Source organism: Lacicoccus qingdaonensis (genome assembly GCF_900101075.1).
GTDB lineage: Bacteria > Bacillota > Bacilli > Staphylococcales > Salinicoccaceae > Lacicoccus > Lacicoccus qingdaonensis.
Genome location: NZ_FNFY01000006.1, coordinates 39075 through 63740, shown reverse-complemented (window position 1 = coordinate 63740; position 24666 = coordinate 39075). Strand labels below are relative to the sequence as shown.

Sequence of the window (24666 nt, the reverse complement as noted above, 5' to 3'; positions counted from 1 at the left end):
ATAAAATATAGTCGGTATAAGCTGTTCAAAATTGAAAGGAGGCGCTTGAATGCGCACAGTTCTTGTAGTCGATGATGAACCATCTATTGTAACTTTACTAAAATTCAATTTGGAGCAGGCAGGTTATGATGTCTTGACAGCAGAAGACGGCCGTAAAGGTCTTGATACCGCTCTTAAAGAAAAACCTGATCTGATCGTTCTGGATTTGATGCTGCCGGGAATGGACGGTATGGATGTATGTAAAGCTTTACGACAGGAAAAATTGAATACACCCATCCTCATGCTGACAGCCAAAGATGATGAATTCGATAAAATATTAGGTCTCGAGCTCGGGGCCGATGATTATTTGACCAAGCCTTTCAGCCCGCGTGAAGTCGTGGCCCGCGTGAAGGCGATACTGCGTCGTTCCCAGGTGGAAGATGTGGAACAGTCCGAACAAGTGATAAAAATAGGTGATCTGGAGATACACCTTGAGCGTTATGATGTCTATTTCAAAGGGGAGCAGCTCATTCTCACTCCGAAAGAATTTGAACTGCTTTTATATCTTGCCAACCACAGGGGCAAAGTGCTGAGCAGGGATCAGCTGCTGAACGGTGTCTGGGATTTCCAATATGACGGTGATACAAGAATCGTCGATGTGCATATCAGCCATCTGCGTGAAAAAATCGAATCGGATACGAAGAAACCGATATATATCCGGACGATACGTGGATTCGGCTATAAATTTGAAGGACCGGCTGAATGACCCGTCTGATCGATCGATTGTGGTTCAGGATCTCCCTGGCATTCTCTTTATTAACATTGACCCTGCTGATATTTCTATGGTTCTTTGTAGCCAATGTCAGTGAAAATGCATTTGAGGAGATGACCAGCGAGCATCTTTATGAAAATGCGGAGCTGGTTGCCCAGCTGCTCGAAGCGAGTGATATGGAAAGCGGGACGGAAGACCTGCAGTCGAGGATTGAACTTTTCAGAGAGCCCGTCAATATGCGCTTCACCGTCATCGATACTGAAGGTGTGGTACTGGCCGATTCAGAATCTGATCCGGCAACGATGGATAACCACATCGACCGCCCTGAAGTCCAGGATATCATGAACCGTGACCAGGACATCGGTGAATCTGTCAGATACAGCGTGACTGAGGATATTGACATGATGTACGTCGCAAACCCGATCTATGATGACGACGGGTCGCTGCTCGGAGTGATCAGAACTTCGCTCCCGCTGAACAGCATCAATGATACGATGGTCGTATTCTGGCGCGGCCTTGCCGTTTTTCTTGGCATCATTCTTTTAATTACCGCCATTACTGCGAGTATTCTGTCACGCAGTATTACACGTCCTGTCACAGACATCATCAAAGTGACCAGGCGTCTAGGTGAAAAAGACTACAGCAGCAGAGTACATACGGAAGTCACCGGGGAAATCGGGGAACTTTCCCAATCAGTGAATGAACTGGCGATGAATCTGCAGAACCAGATGCGTGCCCTTCATGAAAATGAACAGCAGCTGTCCACGATATTATCCAATATGGTGAGCGGTGTGATGCTCGTCAACCAGGAAGGCCAGATCATCATGATCAACTCTGCAATGGAACGGTTTCTGGAACAGCATAACCAGCATATCGTCGGTCAGCATTACAAAGATTTTGATGATAACCTGAATCTTGGAAAATACATTGCAGCCATTTTTGAAGATAATGAAAAAATACATGATGAAATTACTTCCGAAGGCCTTTCCCAAAATGTATTCGACGCCCACTTCGGCCCATTTTACGGCAATGGCTGGAAACAGCGTGGCGTAATCATTGTCCTTCATGACATAACCAATCTTAAAAGGCTGGAAAAAATGCGGAGTGATTTCGTCGCCAACGTATCTCATGAGCTGAAGACGCCTGTCACATCCGTCAAAGGTTTTTCAGAAACACTGCTTGGCGGCGAAGTGAACGATGAAGCAACGACACGTACTTTTCTTGAAATCATATATAATGAAAGTGAGCGCCTTGACCGTCTGATACGCGATCTGCTCCACCTTTCAAGAATTGAAAATAAAGTCACGCCGCTCAACTTAAGCAGTGTAGACCTGATTTCTCTCATTCACAGCATTGAAAAAACACTTTCCAAATCCATTTCGGAAAAATCATTGACAGTGACCCTGCCGCCGTCAACCGATGAAGTAACCATCGAAGGGGACAGCGACAGGCTCAACCAGATACTGTTGAACCTTGTCGCCAATTCGATTAACTATACAGGCGAGGGCGGAAGTATCAACATATCGGTCGAAGTGACCGAATTTGATGTGCATATATATATCAGAGACACCGGAATCGGCATCCCTGAAGAAAGTGTCCCGCGGGTGTTCGAACGTTTTTACAGGGTGGATAAAGCCCGTTCCAGAAACTCAGGCGGAACAGGTCTTGGCCTGGCGATAGTCAAACACCTTGTGGATTCTCACCAGGGTGATATCAAGCTCGACAGCATCGAAGGCGAAGGGACGACATTCACAGTCACTTTCCCTATCAGACAGCCATGAACAAACCCCCGTCCGATGAAGACAATCTTCATCGGACGGGGGTTCTTTTATTAAAAATCGGATATTGTTTTTTGTTTTTCATAAATTCCGTCGAACAGCTTATTGTTTTCCAGATAGAAATGGTTGAATGCATCTTTTTCGAGTTTTTCCAGCCTGTGGTAGACCAGTCTGAGTTCAGCTGTCGCACCGCTGTTTAATGTGTAATCGCCGGTGAGCGCTCTTAATTCATAAAAGGTTTTTGCCAGATTTTCATGTTCAGATTTCAAACTTGTCATATGCGGTTTCACAGCCTCAAAATGATGGGAATTCGGTGCACCCAGATAAGTGTCGATCATATCAAACACTGTATTATCCTCATTGTTGACATGCTCGAGGAAAGTCGTCTTTATATTTTTAAATAATTCTTCGACTTCTTCCAGCTCCGGCTGACGTTTTTTATTCTGTTTGACCGCATGCTCCAGATATTCTTCAAGCACCGGCAGTTCATCCTTTAAATCTTCATGATATTTTCTCTGTATATAAGTCAGAACACTTTTTTCGTCCATGTACTTCAAATCGATCCCGTCTTCGTTCACAGGCTCCAGTTCATTGATTTCATAAATAAGATTTTCAAGACTCAAGTTTTTCTCGGCAGTGACTTCGTCCAGGGTCCTGTCGCCATTATGGATAAAATCTATTCTCAGCTCCCTGAAAATGTTTCCTGCCCCCGGGGCTTCATTTACAATGTCCTTCAATGTCATATCGGATGTTATAGTTTTCATAAAATGGTGCCTCCTTGTCTCGTTATTAGTATTATTACCATATTTATAATTTTAAAACGTAATGCACTCAGTTTAATGAAAGTTCACTCAGGGTATTATATAATTATTAATAAATGCCATGGAGGTCTATTCATGAATAAAAATATTAAAACACTGTTAAATGTCCTGCCCATCATATTAATCCCTTTATTTACAGAGAGAAAACATATTAAAGAACATCCGGATATTGAGAGACTGAACCGTTTTTCAAGCAATACTTACCATAATGTAAAAGATAAGGGCGAAGAGGCTTATCAGTCTGTAAAAGCGACCAGTTCGAACGTCTATCAGACGAGCAAGTCAGCCGTCGATACAGTCGGCAGTAAAATAAATGATAAAAGACTGGAACGCTCATATAAAAAAGATATGCAGTCCTATAAACGCAGCATAAAAAAAGAGGACAAGCTGCTAGAGCAATTTGAAAAGGACAAAGAGAAACACCGCGAGAAGAGACTGGAGAGCGAACAGACGGCAAAACCCAAAGTACCTAAAATCATGCAGTCGAATCCAGGCATGTCAAACGAAGAAAAAATGGCGGGCATGACCGTGAGCGACAGTCTGATCATGGATGTAAACAGGATTGATCCTCAGACAGAAGCGGCGCTCGATACTAATGTCGATAACCAGGATGTCGCAAGATTTTATGAAGAAGATCAGTCAATGAGCCGTGTTTCATTGACTGAACAGGACGAGGACCGCCTGAATATTCAGGATGATGAATATACTGAAGATGAAAAAAATGATAGAATGGATGCCATACCATCAAATGACGAGGAGATTAACATGACACAGGATGTACAGCAGCTATATTTCGATAAAGTCAAAAATCACGAAGAAAACATTGAAGGGTTCGAACCCGGGGAACTTTTCAAAAAACACCACAGTAAGCTTGATTATACTGTCGATTATGACAATGAGGACACGAGATCCCCTGAAGAAAGTGACGACAATACTGAAAAATCTTTGTTTGAAAAGCACCGTGAACAGGCTGAACAGTATTATGCCGAGCACGGACGTAAATCAGGCATAGAAAAAAATATGACGAAGAATAAGAAACAACAGAAGCTGGAAAAGAAAATCAACAAAAAACGCCAACAGTTTTAAGTTGAAATGAGCAGATTGCGGGTGAATGTCAGTGGAGTTTAAAAGTATTACTGTGTTCTGCGGCGCCACGTCTGGAAGGCTGCCTGAATTTGAAGAAGCAGCCTACCAGCTGGGCAGAAATATTGCAGAAGGCGGTTATGAACTGGTATACGGCGGCGGTTCCGCCGGTATGATGGGTGCTGTTGCAAACGGCACTGTAGATTACGGCGGCAAAGTGACTGGTGTCATACCACAGTTCCTTGTCGATCGTGAACTTGCCCACCAGCGGCTTCATAAACTGGAGATAGTGGAAACGATGCATGAAAGAAAAGCCATAATGAATGAATTGGGCGATGCAATCATTTCCCTGCCGGGCGGTGCAGGCACGCTCGAGGAATTTTTTGAAATGTATACATGGGGGCAGATCGGGCTCCATGAAAAGCCTCTCGGACTTATCAATACGAGAAATTACTTTGATCCTCTGCTCGCCATGTTCGATAAGATGATTTCCGAAGAATATCTGGATGATAAATACATGAAGCAGTTGTTCCTGGGCGAGGACTTTTCATCACTCATACATCAATTTAAAGACTTTGAACCTGTAGAGGTCAGAACGTATAAAGACCTGCAAAAAGGGCATCGCTCATAATCTGAAGCGATGCCTTTTTTTAACGTCTGTTTTATATACCACCTGGGTTTTAAGTGAATGTCCCTCCATTATGAGAGGATGTTCAAAAGTCTGCACTTTTTCCATCCCCAGTTTCAACATGATGTTAATCGAGGGATAATTGATGCTTGAAGCATAGGCATAAATCTCTTTGATATCAGTGTTACGCTCAACAAACTTCACGACTCCGAGTGCCGCTTCCGTTGCAAATCCCTGGTTCCAGTGCTGCTTGGCGAAGCGCCATCCTATTTCAATGGTCGGTAAAAAATGAAGTTTCAACGGCCCTTCCTCTTCCCACACCTGAATGCCGGTAAAACCGATGAATTCATTTGTATCTCTGCGCTCGACGGCAAACAATCCAAAACCTCTGGCGTCGATGTCGCTCTGGGCACTCAATACAAATTCTTTGGATTCTTCGGGCGTGGCGACATTGGGAAAGTAGCGCCGGACATCTTTATCACCGTTTAATCTGATGAACTTGGGAATATCACTTTCTTTCCAGTCACGTAATATTAATCTCTTTGTTTTAATATATTTCATATTGACCCTCAATCACTAATTACTTTGCATCTATTCGCTCACATGTTCACTTTCATTGTTTTCAGGGGATTCCTGTCTGATATAGCTGATCAGACGGACCTTCAGTTTATCTTTGTCAAAGTCATAGTCTTCGAAATTCTCTTTTTTCTCAGTCGTTGCAACAACGTCTACAAAATCAGGCAGATCATCCAGGTTGAATTTGATGGTAAATGTTTCAAAATTCTGGTCGGGGCTCGGCTTCTGAGCAACGACTCTTTCTTTCGTACCTGTTAAATTAACAAGTTTGGAATCGACAATTTCTTCTATTTCCCTGCCCAGTTCATCTATCGTAAAAGTTTCTCCTTCTATTAACGCAAATTTTTTCTCGTGCATATTATCAATCTCCTTACTTGATATATTATTTCATCCAACGGATGCATCATTCCCCATCTTCTGATGGTTCCTCTTCAGAACCGACAATATCTTCTTCCTCTGTATTTTCCTCAGCATTCTCATCTGAATCGTCACTGGAGTCACCGGATGATAATTCTTCCAACTCTTTTTCCTTATTTTCGATATCACTTTCAACGGTCTCGTTTTCACTGCGGACCGACTGTATCTCGCTTTGAAGTTCACTGATATCATTATTCACATCTTCCAAATCTTGTTCCGCCTGTGACGGTTCACTGCTGCAGGCGCTTAAAAGCGCCATCGATAACACTAGTATAATCGCTTTTTTCAAGATGAACTCTCCTTTTACCAATGTTGTCATTATATCATTTAAAGTGATATTTTTCTTTCTTTAATACAAAAAATAGATGATGTCAAAATGACATCATCTATTTTATGTGTGACAGTTATTATTCTGAGACTGTTGTTTCTCTAAGCTGGTAAATACCTAATGCATCAATTTCAAAGTTTTCTACATTTGAGTTAATACCCGTAACGAAATCCTGGTGGTGAATGTAGATCATTGGAGCAATATCCACTAATTCTGCCTGAAGTTCGCTGTAGATTTCCTGACGTGCATCAGGGTCGGTTTCAGTACGTCCTTGTTCCAGCAGTTCATCCACATTATCGTTGGACAGGAATGAACGGTTACCCGGATCACCGTGCATTGAAGAATGCAGAAGTGCGTACATACCGTAGTCGGCATCTCCGGTTACTGTCGACCATCCAAGTACGAACATGTCGTGGTCGCCTGCAGCTGTTGTTTCAAGATACGCGCCCCACTCAAGCTGCTGAACCGAAACATCAATGTTCAGCTCTTCAAGCGCTTCCTGCATATAGATTGCTGTATCTACACGCTGAGGCTGGTCATTCGTAAGGATTTCAATATCGAAACCATCTTCATGGCCAGCTTCAGCCATCAATTCTTTCGCGCGGTCTAAATCATAAGTGATACCCGAGACATCTTCATCATATCCGAATACTCCCGGAGCAAGCGGACCTTCAGCAGGTGTCCCGACACCTTCGTAAATACCTTCGATGATCGCTTCACGGTCGATTGCGTAAGAGATTGCCTGACGTACTAAAGGATCATCCAAAGGTTCCTGTTCGACATTAAAGCCGACATAAGACAGACCGAGTGACGGTGTCAAGTCTACTTCAGTTGCATCATGCTGTTCCATACGGTCGATGTTTGTCGGTTCTGCACCACCTGCAACATGGCTTGCACCCGTTTCAATTTCAGCCAGACGTGCTGCTGTTTCCGGGACAACTTTAAATGTTACAGAATCAAGCTGTGCTGCATTTTCTTCATCGTGATAATCCGCATTATTAGCAAGTACCACATTTTCACCTGCAGCACGTGATTCAAATTCGAACGGACCTGTACCTACTGGATTATCAGCAATATAGTTACCTGTTTCTTCAGTGATTGCATCTGCGATTTCTTCATGCTCTTCTCCGCCTTCTTCACGAAGCTCGTAGTATTCATCAACAGACATATCCTCTCCTGCTTCTGACAGAGCCGCTTCATAGTCAGCATCGATGACATCTTTACTGATCATGCCGCCAGCGTCATGTGCCAGGTGGGCTAGGATCGGTGCAAAAGGATACTCCAAAGTGACTTCTACTGTGTAATCATCAACAGCTTCCACTCCGGTAATCATTTCATATAGGAACATACGCGGTGAAGCGACAGCCGGATCGATGACACGCTCCAGGTTTGCTTCCACTACTTCTGCATTAAACTCTGTACCATCATGAAAAGTGACGCCTTCCTTAAGTGTGAACTGCCAAGTGGTATCATCAATTTCTTCCCACTCGGTAGCAAGTCTTGGCTGAACTTCCATATCTTCATCCAAGTATGTAAGGGATTCGTAGATGTTATTACGTACGTTACTTGAAGGGACATCGTTATTTCCGTGTGGATCCAGACTTACAATATCCGAAGCTTCAGAAATGACCAGATCTCCGCCGCCTGAACCGCCGCCGGCAGCATCTTCAGAACCGCTTTCTGATCCCTCTTCAGTACCTTCTTCTGTTGCTGTGCCTTCTTCAGTGTCTGCTGCAGGATCTACATCACTGTCATCAGCACAGGCAACAAGCACTGCAGAAAGGACTGTAATCATTACCATCATGAAAAACAATTTAAAATTTTTCATTCATTCTCCTCCTATTATTAAAATCAAATGAAAATCTTAACCTTTTTTTAATATACCTCAATATTTTTTTAATTTCAATGAAACTTTTGAAATATCTCATAATTGAAATAACAGAACATACAAATAGTAGTCTTATCCCCATTTTGAATCAAATTACCCCCATCAGTCATTATATTCCTAAATGACAGCGTTTTCAATATAATTTTATTCATACATGTATAAATTTTTTCTGAAGCATCAAAAAAACAGACCGGAAACCCCCGGCCTGCCTGTTCATAAATTATTCTGCAAAAGTGACGTCTCTGAAGTCGTAGATGTTGTAACTGTCGATATGAATCCCTTCGACATTATTATTATATGCATTTAAATTTTCACCATGTCTGACAAAGATGGCCGGTGCTTCTTCCACCAGCAGCTGTTGCGCCTCTTCATAAATTTCCTGCCGCTCATCTTCATCAGTCACCTGGGCGCCTTCGTCAAGCAGGCTGTCCAGTTCCTCATTATCAAAGAATGATCGGTTGCCCGTATCTCCCATATTTTCAGAATGGAATAATGGTGCTATGCCGTTATCCGGGTCCCCGGTTGAATTTGACCATCCCAGAATGAACATGTCATGTTCCCCATTTGCCGTGGCATCGAGATATGCACCCCATTCAACCTGTTCGACATTCACATTTATATCAAGATCTGCAAGTGACTCCTGCAGAAATACAGCCATATCCACACGCTCCGGATTATCATCATTTACCATCAACGTGACATCAAAACCGTCTGCATAGCCTGCTTCTTCAAGCAGTTCCTCCGCTCTGTCCATATCATATTCCAAACCCTCAAGATCTTCTGAATGTCCCAGAACATCAGGTGCCAGCGGTGCTACCGCAGGTCTGCCGGAGTCATTATAAACACCTGATAATACTGCCTCTTTATCAAATGCGTGCGTCACGGCCTGACGCACCAGCGGATCATCGAACGGTTCATTTTCTGTATTGAAACCGATATAGTCGATTGATACCGATTCGTTCCGCTCGAGCGTCATTTCATCATTGCCTTCAACCCGGTCGATATTGCTTGACTGGACGCCGAGTACGAAATCGGAGGCACCTGTCTCAAGTTCCGCAATTCTGGATCCTGTCTCGGTCACCACTTTATATGTCACACTGTCGATCGTGGCTTCACCGTCCCTGTAGTCTGTGTATTTCGTTAAAACTGTACTTTCACCAGGGTTTCTGGATTCGAACGCCATATAGTTCGTTCCGACAGGCTCCTGCTCGATCAGGGTACTCACGTCTCCTGCGATCGAGTTTGCGACTTCTTCATGTTCTTCTCCGCCTGCTTCACGAAGTTCGTAATATTCCTCCACGGACATGTCTTCACCGGCTTCGGATAAAGCGTTCTCATAATCGGCATCGATCAAGTCCTTGCTGATCATCTTTCCGGCACCGTGTGATAAGTTGTTCAGAAGTGGTGAATATGGATATTCCAATTCAAATTCAACTGTATAGTCATCTACCACATTAACTTCGGCAACCATCTCCAGCAGGAATGATCTCGGTGACGCCACTGCCGGATCAAGCAGACGGTCAATGTTGGCTTTAACCACTTCAGCATTGAATTCACTACCGTCATGGAAAGTTACACCTTCCTGCAATGTGAACTGCATTGTAGTTTCATCTACCTCTTCCCATCCTTCAGCAAGCAGTGGTACAATTTCCAAATTCTCATCCTGCGTGACAAGCCCTTCGTAAATTTCATCCCTCACCTGTTCCGATGGTACATCGTTACTGCCGTGCGGATCCATTGACACTGCGTCACTCGGAATTGCAATCGTCAAATCCCCTCCGTCGGCTGTTTCCGTCTGATCGTCGGAACCATCCCCCTCTGCCGCTTCTTCATCGACACTGTCGTCATCCGTACACGCCGCCAACACTAAAACCATAATACTGAGTAAAAATAATTTCCATATATTTTTCATTCCAGTCCCCTCCATTTTTATGGTTACCAACATGATACTTTAATCTCTTTATTCAATCAATAGAGAATTTTCTGATAAATATTCAGGATAATAAAAAGCTGTGACAGCTTTATAAATCTTTCATGAGTTGTCACAGCTTTATAATCAACTATTCACTTAATGTCACATCTCTGAAGTCGGGCTTTATATAATCATCTATATAGAGACCTTCCACCTCACTCCGGTAAGCATTCATACTGATTCCCTGATTCATATAAATCATCGGCGCCTCTTCTATTAAAATTTCCTGCGCCTTCTCATATATATCAGCTCTTACTTCTTCATCCGATTCCTGCCTGCCGTTTTCAAGCAGCTGGTCAACTTCAGGATTATCATAAAATACTCTGTTACCCTGTGCGCCCATCATACTCGAGTGGAATAACGGCCATAGTGACTGATCCGGATCTCCCGTAAAATTGGGCCATCCTAAAAGAAATATATCATGTTCACCGGTTGAAGCTTCTTCCAGATACGCACCCCATTCCATCTGATCGACAGTTGCTGTTATGTTTATGTCAGCCAATGATTCCTGCAGATAAATGGCAGCATCCACTCTCTGAGGTGTGTCATTCGTTATGATGCTCAGTTCAAAACCATCCTCATGACCTGCTTCCTCCATGAGCTTTTCGGCTTTTTCCAAATCATATTCCAAATTCTCCATCTCATTATTGTGACCGGTCAGACCTTCAACTAAAGGGCCGTCCGGTACTTCACCAATACCGCTGTAGATACCTTCTATAATCTCTTCCCTGTCCACAGCATGAGTGATTGCCTGCCGCACTCTGACATCATCCAATGGTTCTTTCTGATTATTAAAACCGATAAATTCAATTGCAACATTAGAGTTATTATAAGTTTCTGTTTCCGGATTATTCTCAATTCTTTCAGCACTGCCAGGTTCATAACCGAATATTACATGGGACGTGCCAGTTTCAAGCTCTGCAATTCTCGAACCTGTTTCCGTTACAATCTTAAAAGTGATGGAGTCCAGATTCATCGGTTCCTGCCAGTAATCGTCAAACCTTTCTATAACTATGTTTTCTCCCGGTGCTCTCGACCCAAACTGTGCGTAATTCGTACCCACGGGGTTGCTGTCCACTATCGCTCCGACATCTCCGGATATTTCATCCGCTGTTTCTTCAAACTCTTCATCGTCATTCTCCCGGATTTCATAGTATTCATCCAGCGAATATTCGGAACCTGCATTTTGTAAAGCCTGTTCATAATCTTCGTCAATGAGCTGCTTACTTATCATCCCGCCGCCATCATGGGTCAGATGGTTAAGAAGCGGGGCGAATGGATATTCAGTTATAATTTCAACTGTATGATCGTCGATGACATTCACTTCTGAAATCATTTCAAAGATACTCAATCTCGGGGATGCCACCGCAGGATCTCGAACTCTGTCAAGATTTGCTTTCACAACTTCAGCATCAAATTCGCTGCCATCATGAAATGTCACATCTTCTCTCAAATTGAACTGCCATGTCAGATCATCGACCTGCTTCCAATCTTCGGCAAGTAAAGGTTGGATTTCAAATGCTTCATTCTGCGTCACCAGACCTTCGTAAATAGTGTTTCTGACCTGGTCTGAATACAATTCGTTACTGGCATGCGGATCCAGTGATACAACATCATTGCCGGTTGATAACACCAGATCGCCGCCTTGATAGTCACTGCTCTCCTCGGACTCACTATCTTCGGCTGCCTGCTCAACACCGCTGTCATCGGTACATGCTGCAAGCACCATCGTAAACAAAGCCAACAAAGATAGTCTAAATGTATATTTCATTCGTACCCCCCCTTTATCAAATTTATTCTGTCAAAGTCACATCTCTGAAGTCCGGCTTGTTATAATCACTGATATACAGACCTTCCACTTCCTGTCTGTGGGCATTCATGCTGAGAGCCTGTCTCATATAGATCATCGGCGCATCTTCCACCAGTATCTCCTGAGCCTCTTCATAGATTTCTGATCGTTCTTCTTCATCCGACTCCTGACGGCCCGCTTCAAGCAGTTCATCCACTTCAGGGTTGTCATAAAAAGTTCTGTTACCCTGCGCACCTGCCATGCTCGAGTGGAATAAAGGCCACAATGACTGGTCCGGATCACCCGTGGCATTCGGCCAGCCTAACAGGAATATATCGTGATCCCCCGTTGAAGCTTCTTCCAGATACGCGCCCCACTCCATCTGATCGACAGTCGCATTGACATTGATTTCTTCCAATGCTTCCTGCAGATAAATAGCGGCGTCCACCCTTTCAGGTGCATCGTTTGTAATGATGGAAATGTCAAAACCATCTTCATACCCTGCTTCTGTCATCAGCCTGTCGGCTTCTTCCAGGTCATACTCCAGGTTTTCAACATCTTCATCGTGCCCTGTCAGACCTTCAACGATAGGCCCTTCCGGAATTCTTCCCGTGCCGCTGTATATGCCGTCGATGATTTCCTCACGGTCCACGACATGTGAGATCGCCTGTCTGACCCTGACATCATCGAGCGGTTCTTTTTGTGTGTTGAATCCGATGAACTCCATCGCTATGTTATATAATGTGTAGGGTTCCGTATCGGGATTTTCCTCGATCCTTTCAAGGTTGGTCGGTTCAAAACCGGTGATGACATGGGACTCACCCGTTTCAAGCTCCGCGATTCTTGAGCCGGTCTCCGTTACAATCTTGAAAGTGATCGTATCGAGATTCATCGGCTCCTGCCAATAGTCTTCGAATCGTTTCAGGACAGTGCGTTCACCCGGTGTTCTTGACTCGAACTCTGCATAATTCGTACCGACAGGCTTCTGATCGACCACCGCTCCGACATCACCGGAAATCTCATCCGCCGTTGATTCAAATTCCTCTGAACCTTCTTCTCTCAGTTCATAATACTCTTCCACCGTATATCCCGAATTGGAATTCTGCAGTGCCTTTTCATAATCTTCATCTATGACTTCTTTACTGATCATTCCCGCCCCGTCATGTGTCAAATGACTGAGCAGCGGTGCAAAAGGATACTCCGTCACAATTTCAACAGTATAGTCATCGATGACATTCACATCTTCGATCATATCAAAAAGATTCAGTCTCGGCGAAGCCACTGCCGGATCCTGTACACGCTCAAGGTTAGCTTTGACGACATCTGCATTGAACTCGCTGCCGTCATGGAACGTTACACCCTCATTCAGTGAGAACCGCCATGTCAGATCATTGACCTGCTCCCAGCTCTCGGCAAGCAGAGGCTGGATTTCCAGATTTTCATCCTGAGTGACAAGACCTTCATAAACCGTATTTCTGACCTGGTCCGAATAAAGATCATTACTGGAGTGCGGATCCATGGAAACGACGTCATTGCCTGTCGACAATACCAGGTCTCCGCCGCTCTCTGATTCATTACCATCTGCTGCAGGACCTTCAGCGCCCTCTTCTACATCGCTGTCATCCGTACATGCAGAAAGAATTACAATGAACAATATTAACAAAGATAATCTGAATATGTATTTCATTTTCCAACCTCCCGATTTAATATCCTATCAGTAAACTAGGAATTAAATCATATTATAGCACTCGGGATTGATGGTTGTAAACTGTCTTTTTACTTTCAATAGTACAATATTAGTCTCTATTTATCTTAAAATTGTTAACTATGTGATTTTATTCTCTTTTTTTAACATTGATATTATGCAATCTAATATGTATCATTATTGAATAGCTATATTATACGTATAGTTTTCTCACTATTCCTAAATTTCAATGATAAGGGGGTCTCTTGAATGGCGGTCGCTTCTAAAGAGAGGGTTCATGATACAAAACCTGTGAACCCGCGAATTAAAAGTTTTAAAGAGTTTTTCAAACGGCTTAGAAAGAATAAGTCAGCCCTGGTCGGTTTTTATGTATTAGCCTTTTTATTCCTCGTGTCAATCTTTGGCGCAATAGATGCTAACTACAACTTACTCGGAGTCAGTTCAAACGCTACGAGTCTGACGGAAAAACTGGAGGGCCCATCAGCTGCACACTGGTTCGGAACGGACCATCTCGGCAGAGATATTTTCTTCCGTATACTTCATGGTATGTACATAACACTCGGTGTGGGCTTTGCAGCTACGTTTATGGGGGCTTTTGTAGGGGTTCCACTTGGAATTCTTGCAGGTTACTATGGTGGATGGCTTGATACTATTATCATGCGCGTTATGGATGTTTTGCTTGCATTCCCTGGTATTCTGCTTGCTCTTGCAATCGTTTCCGTACTTGGCGGCAGTACAATCAACGTTACTATTGCCATCGCGATCGGCTCATTACCGCAATTTGCCAGAATTGTACGCGGTTCCACTCTGACAACTAAGAAGTTGGAGTATGTCGATGCAATCCGCGCACTTGGTGCCAGAGACGGTAAAATTATTTTCCAACATATCTTACCGAACATCATGTCACCAATAATTGTTAACACAACACTATTCATCGCTTCTGCAATTCTTTCTGCAGCAGGTCTTTCATTCCTTGGTCTCGGTGTTCAGCCACCTACACCGGAATGGGGCGCGATGCTGAATGATGGTCGTAACTATATGTATCAGGCAGGTCACATTACTTTCTTCCCGGGTATGATGATTGTAATCGTAGTTCTTGCATTTAACTTATTTGGAGATGGATTGAGAGATGCAATCGATCCTAAACAAAAACAATAGGAGGTAAATCATGACAACATTTATTATTAGACGTGTTTTGCAACTGATCCCTGTACTTATCGGGGTTTCAATACTCGTGTTCAGTCTGATGCACCTCACTCCAGGTAACCCTGCAGTCATCATGGCCGGGGAAAGTGCGCCTGAAGCTACTGTCGCGGCTATTGAACAGCGTTTGGGATTGAATGATCCTTTATATGTACAGTATTGGAACTTTTTAACGAATGCTTTACAACTGGATTTTGGTACTTCAATCAGAGATAACATCCCTGTAATGAGCCATATTCAGGCAAGATTTTTCATCACTTTGGAGTTGGCAATCTATTCGACAATATTCACTGTCGTTTTAGGTGTGCTTGCAGGTATCGTTTCGGCTGTTAAACGTTACTCTATTTCAGACGTTTCTCTTATGGTCGTTACTCTGTTCGGTCTTTCAATGCCGAACTTCTGGTTAGGTTTAATGCTTATCCAGTGGTTCTCAATTGAGCTCGGCTGGTTTGCACCGACAGGCTGGGGAAATCTTGATCAGCTGGTGTTACCGGTCATTGCACTCGGTACAGCCGGTGCAGCAATCGTTGCACGTATGACACGAAGCTCCATGCTTGATGTCATTACACAGGATTACATACGTACTGCCCGTGCCAAAGGGGTAAAGGAACGTGTTGTAATTTTCCGTCACGCACTTAAAAATGCTTTAATTCCAGTCGTAACCGTTGTTGGTCTGCAGTTCGGTTACTTGCTTGCTGGTTCAGTACTGACAGAAAGTGTATTCGCAATTAATGGTCTTGGACGATTAATCATCGATTCAATCCTTCAAAGGGACTTCCCTGTTGTTCAGGGTGCAGTGCTCGTAATTGCCGTCACTTTCGTATTCGTCAACTTACTTGTTGATATTTCATACAGAATGCTGAACAAGCGTGTGGACCTAAACTAGGTAGGGAGTGACAAAAATGTCAGAAAACATACTTGATGTAAATAATTTAAAAACTTCCTTCTTTGTTGATGGAAGTGAAATAAAAGCAGTCGACGGTGTTACTTTTAATGTACCTAAAGGAAAAACACTCGGCATTGTCGGTGAGTCCGGTTCAGGTAAAAGTATCTCTGCACTGTCGATTTTAAGACTCGTGGAAGATCCGGGTAAAATCGTCGACGGCAGTATCAGTTTTAAAGGTGAGGAACTCACAGCTGCCAAAGAACCGCGGATGAGACAAATACGGGGAAATGAAATCTCAATGATTTTCCAGGAACCGATGACATCACTTAATCCTGTGTACACTGTCGGCCAACAGTTGAGGGAATCATTTAAAATACACGAAGGACTTGGGAAAAAAGCGGGTACTAAACGCTCGATAGAGATGCTTGAGCTTGTCGGTATCCCGTCACCGGAAAAACGCGTGGATCAATATCCATATGAACTATCCGGCGGTATGAGACAACGTGTCATGATTGCTATGGCACTTGCCTGTAAACCTGAGCTGCTCATTGCCGATGAGCCGACAACTGCACTGGACGTCACCATTCAGGCACAGATTTTAGAACTGATCAAAGAATTACAGGAAGAAATCGGCATGAGTGTTGTAATGATCACTCACGATCTCGGGGTTGTTGCTGAAACTTGTGATTACGTCGCAGTAATGTACTGTGGTAAAGTCGTTGAATTGGCAGACGTGGAGACTTTATTTGAAAATCCACGCCATCCTTATACAGTCGGTCTTTTAAACTCATTGCCGCGTCACGACCAGGACCAGGATGAACTGGTTCCAATCAAAGGAAATGTTCCTGCGCCGGATGAGATGCCTGAAGGCTGCCGTTTTGCACCACGCTGCCCGTTTGCAAGTGATATCTGTTCAAAATTGCCTGAACTTGAAACCCAGGAGGACGGCAACGAAGTCAGATGCTGGATCTACACTGATGAATGGGACGGAGAGGAGGTAAAAGTATATGACAAAGAACACTCTTCTTGAAGTTAAAGGGCTGAAGCAGTATTTCCCGATAAAAGGCGGTTTTCTTGGCCGTACTGTAAACAATGTCAAAGCCGTCGATGATATCAGCTTTGATATCAAAGAAGGAGAAACGGTTTCTGTCGTCGGCGAATCCGGCTGTGGTAAATCCACTACAGGACGGGCAATACTCCGCCTGGATGAACCGACTGAAGGTACTGTCAATTTCGAGGGCAAAGATATTCTTTCGCTGAACAAAAAGGAAATGCGTGATATGAGAAGCGAAATGCAGATCATTTTCCAGGATCCTTTCGCATCACTGAATCCGAGAAAAACTGTAAAGATGACTTTGATTGAAGCAATGGACATACAGAATGTTGTACCTAAAAAAGAAAGAACTGAACGTGCACTAGAGATCATGGAGACAGTCGGTCTTCAAAAACACCAGATCGACCGTTTCCCTCACGAATTCTCAGGTGGTCAAAGACAACGTATTGGTATCGCTCGTGCACTGGCAGTAAATCCAAAACTGATCATCGCCGACGAAGCCGTGAGCGCCCTGGATGTATCCATTCAGGCACAAGTTCTGAACCTGTTGCAGAGACTGCAGCGTGAAATGGGTCTGACGTATTTATTCATCGCTCACGACCTTGGTGTGGTAAGACACATATCCGACCGGATCATAGTAATGTACCTGGGTAAAATTGTTGAAATGGGAGATACGAAAAGCATCTTCGAAAATCCTCAGCATCCTTATACAAAGGCACTGCTTTCAGCAATCCCTGTACCGGATCCGAAAAATAAGAGTGAGCGTATCTTCTTACGCGGTGATGTGCCTTCACCTATCGATCCGCCGACAGGCTGCAGATTCCATACAAGGTGCCCGTTCGCAACCGAGAAATGTAAAACGGAAATACCTGTTCTGGAGCACAAGGACGAAACATATGCCGGCCAGCACGATGTCGCATGTCACTATGCGATCGACATCCAGGAAGGCAGACATAAAGCCACACATGATATGAAAAATGTCCGTAAAGTGCTTGATGATGAAAGTGAAGAAGCATCAGCATCGAAAGAAGACGTAAAACAATAGTAAAAAAGGTGGTTACAAAACTAAATTTTGTAACCACCTTTTTCATTTAAAATATAAATGCGTCCAATAAAAACCAGATGATCAGCAGTACATATATCACCAGGTTGAATGCCGAGCTTGCGAAAAATGCAAGCAGTGAACCGAGGGCTGCCCTGAAAGCTGCATTAATGTCTCTCGTTGTAATAAATTCCAGTGCCAGAACAAAGACGAAAGGCACAAATATGACCCCGAACGGCGGGTAGATGAACATACCTGCGACCACACCGATGATTGCTGCAACTTCACTCTTTTTAGATCCACCGTATCTTTTGACAAAGTAGCTGTTCGCCATAAAATCACTGAGAAACACAAGCAATGTCAATACTGCTGCGACCATCCAGAACATCCAGGTCAGCGTATCACTGTTGACCAGAAAATGATAAATTAAAAAACCGACCCAGAACATCACGACCGAGGGAATGACCGGTGCAATCACACCGACAAAGCCGAGGATAAAACTCGCTACAATCAGTATCCACCATAAAATCTCCATCAAACTTCTCCTTTTTCATTTAAATATCCGCACTTTAACCGGTAACTCATCCTAACAATACTTAAGAAATATTTGCAACTTGAAAACATATCAGTCCGTTTTCATTTCAAAATTATTAATATAGCTTCTGACCACCGTGATAAATGCTTTGACCTGCGGAAGCGCCTCAACATTTTTATCATATGAAATATAAGTATCACGGGTGATTGGCTGGTCATCTACAAGCGCCTCTTCAATGTTGAACAGTTCAGCATCAAAATCTTTTACAACAATTTCAGGAAGCACCGTCACACCGACACCTTCCAGGAGGAGCGCCTGGCATGTAGCAATCTGGTCGACACTGAATTGCGGTTCATACTTCTTATTGAACCTCTCCTCGAAGTACCTCTCAATCAGACGTATATAGATCGGTTCTGAAAAGAACTCTATCACCGGTGAGTCATCCCGGCCGGCCAGACTTTTCGGTGCCACAAAATAATGTCTGTCTGTAAATAAAACTTCATTTTCCTTGTTTAAAATCTGCCTGCCCCGGGTGATGGATATATGATAATCCGCTGCATCATTGGATATTTGAGGGGAAGAACCGACCTGGATATTGACATTGACATCAGGATATAACGCCGTATACTCTCTAAGAATCCTTGCCAAAATCGTACTTCCTATCAAAGAAGAAACACCGATATTTAAATTCCCTTCGACAGACCCTTCGTGGGCAAGAAGGTATTCCTTCAGCAATGTTTCGTTCTCCACCACTTTATGTGCATGGCTGATGATCCGCTCACCTGCACCGGTCACGAATAATTCACGTTTTGTACGGACGAATATCTCTACTCCCCATTCTTCTTCTATCGATTTCAGACGCTGGCTCACTGCAGGCTGTGAGATAAACAATCTTTCAGCTGCCTGTCTCAAAGTTTTTGCCTCATTGAGTGTTACAAGCAATTTATAATCATCGACTTTCACGTAATCACCTTTTCTTTTATCTATAAGAAAATCTTATCACACATCAGATGGATTGGGTAACACTTCAAACCGGGGATACATGTAAAAACCATTCAATTGAAAGGGTTAATAATGATTATGGGAAGGATTATAAAAAGGCAGACCATGCGGTTTGCCTTTTTTATGTATGTTGTTTTATCATTTTCCAAGTGCATTCAGGCAGTGGTCGGCGAGCATTTTAAACTGCGAGAAATCTTTATCAATTTCTGTCATGATATGATCCGCTACACTGTATGCCTCGTCTTTATCCGCTTTTGTAATCTTCCTGTTTTTCAGCGCACGGTGTATATCTTTTTCATCCACCAGTTCATATTCGCCGTTCGGAAGGGCGAGCACATCCAGATAAATATCTTTCCTTCGTGCATTGCCGAGTTCAAGATAATGTTCTGTGTTGACATCAAAATAGTACTGCAGCGTTTCCCACTTTTCGTTATACATTACAGTGATGCTGTACTTCCGGTCCGCCGGCAGTATCTGCATCCATTTATAATCTGTATCAACGACTTTTACTTCTTTGTTAACTACCGGAACGACGAGAGGAGAACGTATTTCTTTCATCTCAATGAGGCTGACTAAAAATTCTTCACCATTGAAATAAGTCAGTTTCTCATCATATGTTGATTTCAATAAACGGCGCCATCCGCGTTTATCCAAATACTTCATTTTCATGGCTCTCATCTCCTTCTTTACATTATACATAATTAGTAAAAGAAATGTGAATGGATAAGTAATTGAATAGCTGGACACTTTGTTATTCTTTCCCGGGCGTTAATCATGTAATATACATAGTAGATGACCAGAGGTGAATTCAAATGGCTAAGTTTTTAAAAACTGTCTTTCAAATCGGAATATTATACTTATTATACAAAGCCGGAGAATGGATCACCGGCACCTTCGATCTGATGATCCCCGGCAGTGTCATCGGAATGATACTGCTCATCATTCTGCTTTTCACTAAATTATTAAAGGTGGAATGGATAGAAGAAGGTGCCGGTTTCATGGTGAGGCATCTTCCTTTCTTTTTTATCCCGGCTTTTATCGGACTGATGGTATATTACAAAATTTTTCTTGGCAAAGGTTTTATTCTGCTTATCATCGTCCTCTTCAGTACGGTACTTGTTATGGTGACTTCAGGCATGATCGGTGAATCATTTAAACGGAGGGAGGAGTGACTGCAATGAATGTACTTATCGGTTTCTCGACCGTTGTTTTGACAATTGTAATGTACGGGCTCGCGCTCCGCATACATAAAAAATGGCCGCATCCATTCACACTGCCGGTCCTTCTGTCGATGATATTTATCATTGCTGTGCTGCTGCTCCTCGGAGTTTCCTATGAACAGTATATGATCGGCGGCGGCTGGATTAACGAGCTTCTCGGACCGGCTGTTGTCGCACTCGCCTATCCTCTTTATATACAGCGTAAAACATTGGTGAAACTCGCAGCGCCACTCTTCATAGGAACGGTTGCAGGTGCATTTGTCGGTGTAATATCAGGCCTCGCCCTGACTCATTGGGCAGGCTTCTCTGAAGAGATTTTATATGCCATCTCGGCAAAATCCGTTACAACACCCGTCGCAGTTGTGATTACCGAAACACTCGGCGGCATCACGTCACTGTCGGCAATCATGGTCGTCATTGCCGGTATCGGCGGTGTTATCGTTCATCAGTTTATTTTCAAACTGTTCGGCATCCGCTCAGAACTCGGCCGTGGACTCGGCATGGGCAGTGCCGCCCATGCAATAGGCACCGCTGAAGTGATGAAGGAAAGTCAGCTCGCCGGCTCGATCAGTACTGTGGCCATGGTCAATAGTGCGCTCGTGGTATCAATCATTACACCATGGCTGGTGTCGTGGTTCGTATGAAATAAAAGAGATACGCAATTTTCGCGTATCTCTTTTCTGCATTATTCTATTCCGATGATGAAATGAGTATATTGGGCCGATTGAGCATTACTATTATCAGCCGGATAGTAGTACGGATTACTGAACATAATGGCTCTGCCGCTGTCTGTACTCAGATTGCCCGCATCTATCTCTTCTTCTATATCTTCTCTCTCACCCTGCTCCAGTAATGTCAATTCGTATCTGCTGTTGAATGTCTCCATCGGTAAATTTTTGAAATCATTATAAAATACATCCGGATTTACAACCTCATATTCATATACTCTCTCGGCTTCATCCAAAGCTAGGAATTCACTGAGCCGCATCTCCTCTGAGATTGTCTCAATGACAGCCGGGTTATAGAGATTGCCGTTACCATAAATATACTCCCTTTGATTACCGGTATGATGATACTCGATTTCCATGTTGAACAGATTTTGTGAAGACAGGTCCACCAGGTCGAGTCTGCCATCTGCAGAACTTTGAAATGCGCTTTTATAATTATTGATAAATCGGTTCATGTCATCTTCACCATTGATATAGACGGTCTCTCCGCTAAAGGAACTCAACATGATGTTCGTCATCCATTCATGCTCCTCTATGTTGAGTATGAGATCCGTCGTTCTCAGGTTTTGTACTGAATCCAACTGCTGCAGGGCCTGAAGCGCTTCATCGCTGTCAGGATAATGATCAAATGAACGGTACACCATACTGCCGTCATTCATTTTGTAGGCCACTTCGAACGTCCGGTAATAACCTGGTCTTACCTCCTCTACACTGCTCTCTGCAGCATATTTGTGAGCCTCCACCGTGTCATTGATAAACTCCGGATTGTCATTCGTCAAATAGTCATCGCTCATAATTTCTTTATTTTCAAAATTGGTGTAGGACGAACCCTCATCCGAGGAATAGACCATGACAGAGTTCACAGATTCTGCTACTGGTACATATGAAGTATACGAATTCCATCCGGCATAAAACACTCCCATGAATATGATGGCGCTTATGGCGGAAATTATCATCGCTTTCAGTTTAATATCAATTTTAACTGTACTTTGAAAAAGCATTTCCACAATGATATATGATCCCAGCCACCCAAGGACAAATGATATTACTTTTACAACATCATTGCCGGACAATACATATCCAAGCACACTGCCTAAGATGAGCATGCCCAGAATTGTAATGATTACAGAAAGGACGTATCTGACGGAAGAATAAGTGAAATTTGAATTCACGTATTCGTTTCTGCGTTTCATATACAAAAAGTATGAGATTGACAAAATTACTATCCCGACCACTGTCCAGATTATGGATTTCATCAGTGAAAATTCATCGGAATTCTGTGTTATCGCAAATACCGGGAAAGTATTATTTATCACCGGTGACAGCAGGTCAGCACCTCTCATGCTGCTGTAAACGGCAATGCCGTCATACATCATGCTCGCTGTAGTGAGCATTGCCCCCCACATCGCAAGCGGCAGGAAAAATAAAATTACGATAAGCTGGAGGTGGATGAACAATTTATTCGTGAAAAAACCAGTAAATACAGTGAGTATATAGGTGATGATCATCATGATCCCCGTATTTATCATCCAAAAGAAAATTTCTCCAAATGATAGATCGAACACTAGAATATACCTTTCGAACATCAGTATGATCGATATGAATAATACAGGTAAAGTGATGAGCAATATGCCAACAATGTATACCGCCGATAAAACTGAACCTCTTTTTACAGGCAGGCTGTGTATGAAGTCCGATATGCTTTCCCTGTTTTTAAAATTCATTGTAAAAATTGCCAGCATCACCGCAAAAATAATACCAAAAAATAAATTCACCTGCATCAATGTCTGGACGATGTTATTATTTTCAAATCCCAGCACGTTTTCCACATTACCCATATTCGATGAGGCCACCCACAGGCTGAGGGGCAGTGTCACAAGGGAAATCACTGTATATAATACGGCAATCCAGAAAGTCTGGCCCATAAAATGTCGTATCAAAGTACTATTCCACAATGATGTTAGATATTTCATATCCTTTCTCCCCCATTTCATAAGTGAATATTTCTTCTAAAGTAAGCGGCAGGATGTCATACATCAAAGGATTATATTTTGTGACTTTCTTTTCCACGTCCAGAATATCCCCTTTTATTATGCATGTAACAATACGGCCTCTCACTGTCTTGTGGACGGCACCGACCTCTTCAAAGAAATCATCGTCCGGCAGTTGGTTGAACGCTATTTGAAGTTTGCAGTGAGAGCCTTTTATCTCTGACAAATCCCTGTTAAACAACAGTTCACCATGATGCATAATGGATACGGAATCGCATATATCTTCCATCTCCCTCAAGTTATGGCTGGAGGCGATGACTGTCATATTATGACTCGCAATATCCTGCAGAAGAAGGTTTTTGACCTGCTGCCGGATGATTGGATCCAGACCGTCAAACGGTTCATCAAGGAGCATCACTTTCGGCCGGGAAGAAATGGCGAGAATAAATGACGCCTGACGCCTCATCCCTTTTGACAGCGCATTTAAATTTTGATTCGGATCCAGTTTGAAATGACGGGTGAGCTGTTGAAATCTTTTTTCTGACCACCGCGGGTAAATGCCACGGTAAAATTCAGCCATCTTATTCAATGTGGCGGATGCAAAAAAGAAAGGTATATCCTGTATAAATATAACTTCCGATTTCATTTCGGTATTTTCATAAACACTTTTTTCGTCAAACATCACTTCTCCACTGTCCGGCTTATAAATTCCCATCAGCGTTTTCATGAATGTTGTCTTACCTGCGCCGTTAGATCCAAGCAGACCATGCATCGTCCCTGGTGTAATATACAGATCCACGTTGCTGACTGCCTTTTTTGCACCAAAAGATTTATCTACATTTCTGACATATACTTTCATCGGTCTCCATCCTCCCTCATTTCAGCTTCAGCCTCGTCCACCAGTGTTTTTATTTTTTTGACAGGCACTCCAAGATAGATGAGTTCTTTAACAATACCTTCCAACTCTTCCGTCAGCACTTCGATTTTTTGATTGCTGACTGTATTTTTTGTATCACTGACAAAACTGCCTTTTCCAGGTACCGAATAAATATATCCTTCACTTTCCAGTTCACGGTAGGCTTTTTGAATCGTATTGGGATTGATTGTGATTTCCTGTGCCATCTTTCTGACTGAAGGCAGTTTCTCATCTTTTTCAAGTACATTTTGAATAATCATCTTCTTGATATTATCAACGAGCTGTTCATAAATTGGCACGCGGCTTCTCACATCTACATCAAACATGATTATCCCTCCGTTCAAACTGTATTA

Annotated in this window: 24 protein-coding genes; 10 read left to right on the top strand and 14 right to left on the bottom strand. The window is 43.1% G+C overall.

The window, feature by feature from the left end; genetic code table 11:
* The first annotated feature begins 49 nt into the window (after positions 1-49).
* Positions 50-745 (top strand): response regulator transcription factor, encoded by a 696-nt coding sequence (locus BLR15_RS05365; RefSeq protein ID WP_092985438.1) that lies wholly within the window; start codon positions 50-52, stop codon positions 743-745.
* Positions 742-2532 carry a two-component system histidine kinase PnpS gene (pnpS, locus tag BLR15_RS05360; protein WP_245696618.1) on the top strand — a complete coding sequence of 597 codons (1791 nt, stop codon included), beginning with the start codon at positions 742-744 and terminating at the stop codon, positions 2530-2532. Before BLR15_RS05365 ends, pnpS begins: the two co-directional genes overlap by 4 nt.
* Before the next feature lie 50 nt (positions 2533-2582).
* Here the strand turns inward: pnpS and BLR15_RS05355 are convergent, their stop codons facing one another.
* Positions 2583-3293, bottom strand: coding sequence for a DUF542 domain-containing protein (locus BLR15_RS05355; RefSeq protein ID WP_092985436.1), 711 nt, complete (start codon positions 3291-3293; stop codon positions 2583-2585).
* A 132-nt stretch (positions 3294-3425) separates the two neighbouring features.
* On the opposite strand from BLR15_RS05355, the gene BLR15_RS05350 reads away from it, so the two are divergent.
* Together BLR15_RS05350 and BLR15_RS05345 are read left to right on the top strand one after the other, a co-directional pair.
* Positions 3426-4436: a hypothetical protein gene (locus BLR15_RS05350; RefSeq protein WP_092985434.1), complete on the top strand. Its 1011-nt coding sequence runs from the start codon at positions 3426-3428 to the stop codon at positions 4434-4436.
* A gap of 25 nt (positions 4437-4461) precedes the next feature.
* Positions 4462-5064: an LOG family protein gene (locus tag BLR15_RS05345; RefSeq protein WP_092985432.1), complete on the top strand. Its 603-nt coding sequence runs from the start codon at positions 4462-4464 to the stop codon at positions 5062-5064.
* Here BLR15_RS05345 and BLR15_RS05340 read toward each other — a convergent pair.
* From BLR15_RS05340 to BLR15_RS05310, 7 genes are all read right to left on the bottom strand, one after another.
* A complete protein-coding gene (locus BLR15_RS05340) occupies positions 5059-5622 on the bottom strand; it encodes a GNAT family N-acetyltransferase (protein ID WP_092985430.1) in 564 nt (187 codons plus the stop codon). The two genes, BLR15_RS05345 and BLR15_RS05340, sit on opposite strands and share 6 nt — an antisense overlap.
* 30 nt (positions 5623-5652) lie before the next feature.
* Positions 5653-5994: a hypothetical protein gene (locus BLR15_RS05335; protein ID WP_092985428.1), complete on the bottom strand. Its 342-nt coding sequence runs from the start codon at positions 5992-5994 to the stop codon at positions 5653-5655.
* A 46-nt stretch (positions 5995-6040) separates the two neighbouring features.
* Positions 6041-6343, bottom strand: coding sequence for a hypothetical protein (locus tag BLR15_RS05330; protein ID WP_092985426.1), 303 nt, complete (start codon positions 6341-6343; stop codon positions 6041-6043).
* Between the two features lie 118 nt (positions 6344-6461).
* Entirely contained in the window at positions 6462-8210 is a 1749-nt protein-coding gene (locus BLR15_RS05325; RefSeq protein ID WP_092985424.1) for a glutathione ABC transporter substrate-binding protein, read from the bottom strand.
* A gap of 280 nt (positions 8211-8490) precedes the next feature.
* Entirely contained in the window at positions 8491-10182 is a 1692-nt protein-coding gene (locus BLR15_RS05320; protein ID WP_092985422.1) for a glutathione ABC transporter substrate-binding protein, read from the bottom strand.
* Positions 10183-10330: 148 nt separating this feature from the next.
* Positions 10331-12013: a glutathione ABC transporter substrate-binding protein gene (locus BLR15_RS05315; protein WP_092985420.1), complete on the bottom strand. Its 1683-nt coding sequence runs from the start codon at positions 12011-12013 to the stop codon at positions 10331-10333.
* 22 nt (positions 12014-12035) lie between these two features.
* Positions 12036-13718, bottom strand: coding sequence for a glutathione ABC transporter substrate-binding protein (locus BLR15_RS05310; RefSeq protein WP_092985418.1), 1683 nt, complete (start codon positions 13716-13718; stop codon positions 12036-12038).
* A gap of 267 nt (positions 13719-13985) precedes the next feature.
* Between BLR15_RS05310 and BLR15_RS05305 the strand changes: the two genes are divergently transcribed.
* From BLR15_RS05305 to BLR15_RS05290, 4 genes are read left to right on the top strand one after another with little or no spacing between them, the layout of a single operon-like run.
* Entirely contained in the window at positions 13986-14894 is a 909-nt protein-coding gene (locus BLR15_RS05305) for an ABC transporter permease (protein ID WP_092985416.1), read from the top strand.
* Between the two features lie 10 nt (positions 14895-14904).
* On the top strand, positions 14905-15825 hold the full coding sequence (locus BLR15_RS05300) for an ABC transporter permease (RefSeq protein ID WP_092985414.1): 921 nt from the start codon (positions 14905-14907) through the stop codon (positions 15823-15825).
* Between the two features lie 16 nt (positions 15826-15841).
* Entirely contained in the window at positions 15842-16855 is a 1014-nt protein-coding gene (locus BLR15_RS05295) for an ABC transporter ATP-binding protein (RefSeq protein WP_092985412.1), read from the top strand.
* Entirely contained in the window at positions 16833-17924 is a 1092-nt protein-coding gene (locus tag BLR15_RS05290; protein WP_092985410.1) for an ABC transporter ATP-binding protein, read from the top strand. Before BLR15_RS05295 ends, BLR15_RS05290 begins: the two co-directional genes overlap by 23 nt.
* A gap of 46 nt (positions 17925-17970) precedes the next feature.
* On the opposite strand, the gene BLR15_RS05285 is transcribed toward BLR15_RS05290, so the two are convergent.
* The 3 genes from BLR15_RS05285 to BLR15_RS05275 all read right to left on the bottom strand — a co-directional run bounded on the left by BLR15_RS05285 (position 17971) and on the right by BLR15_RS05275 (position 20127).
* Positions 17971-18456, bottom strand: a complete 486-nt coding sequence (locus tag BLR15_RS05285; protein WP_092985408.1) for a DUF456 domain-containing protein — start codon at positions 18454-18456, stop codon at positions 17971-17973.
* Positions 18457-18546: 90 nt separating this feature from the next.
* Positions 18547-19419 carry a LysR family transcriptional regulator gene (locus BLR15_RS05280; protein ID WP_092985406.1) on the bottom strand — a complete coding sequence of 291 codons (873 nt, stop codon included), beginning with the start codon at positions 19417-19419 and terminating at the stop codon, positions 18547-18549.
* Positions 19420-19596: 177 nt separating this feature from the next.
* Entirely contained in the window at positions 19597-20127 is a 531-nt protein-coding gene (locus tag BLR15_RS05275) for a ribonuclease FAU-1 family protein (RefSeq protein ID WP_092985404.1), read from the bottom strand.
* Positions 20128-20270: 143 nt separating this feature from the next.
* Between BLR15_RS05275 and BLR15_RS05270 the strand changes: the two genes are divergently transcribed.
* Entirely contained in the window at positions 20271-20630 is a 360-nt protein-coding gene (locus tag BLR15_RS05270; protein WP_092985402.1) for a CidA/LrgA family holin-like protein, read from the top strand.
* Positions 20631-20635: 5 nt separating this feature from the next.
* On the top strand, positions 20636-21322 hold the full coding sequence (locus tag BLR15_RS05265) for an LrgB family protein (RefSeq protein ID WP_092985400.1): 687 nt from the start codon (positions 20636-20638) through the stop codon (positions 21320-21322).
* A 41-nt stretch (positions 21323-21363) separates the two neighbouring features.
* Here the strand turns inward: BLR15_RS05265 and BLR15_RS05260 are convergent, their stop codons facing one another.
* The 3 genes from BLR15_RS05260 to BLR15_RS05250 are packed head-to-tail and all read right to left on the bottom strand — an operon-like array spanning position 21364 to position 24639.
* Positions 21364-23379, bottom strand: coding sequence for an ABC transporter permease (locus tag BLR15_RS05260; protein WP_092985398.1), 2016 nt, complete (start codon positions 23377-23379; stop codon positions 21364-21366).
* Positions 23351-24256: an ABC transporter ATP-binding protein gene (locus BLR15_RS05255; protein ID WP_092985396.1), complete on the bottom strand. Its 906-nt coding sequence runs from the start codon at positions 24254-24256 to the stop codon at positions 23351-23353. The genes BLR15_RS05260 and BLR15_RS05255 overlap by 29 nt, the downstream gene beginning before the upstream one ends.
* Positions 24253-24639: a GntR family transcriptional regulator gene (locus BLR15_RS05250; RefSeq protein WP_092985394.1), complete on the bottom strand. Its 387-nt coding sequence runs from the start codon at positions 24637-24639 to the stop codon at positions 24253-24255. The genes BLR15_RS05255 and BLR15_RS05250 overlap by 4 nt, the downstream gene beginning before the upstream one ends.
* Positions 24640-24666: the final 27 nt, after the last annotated feature.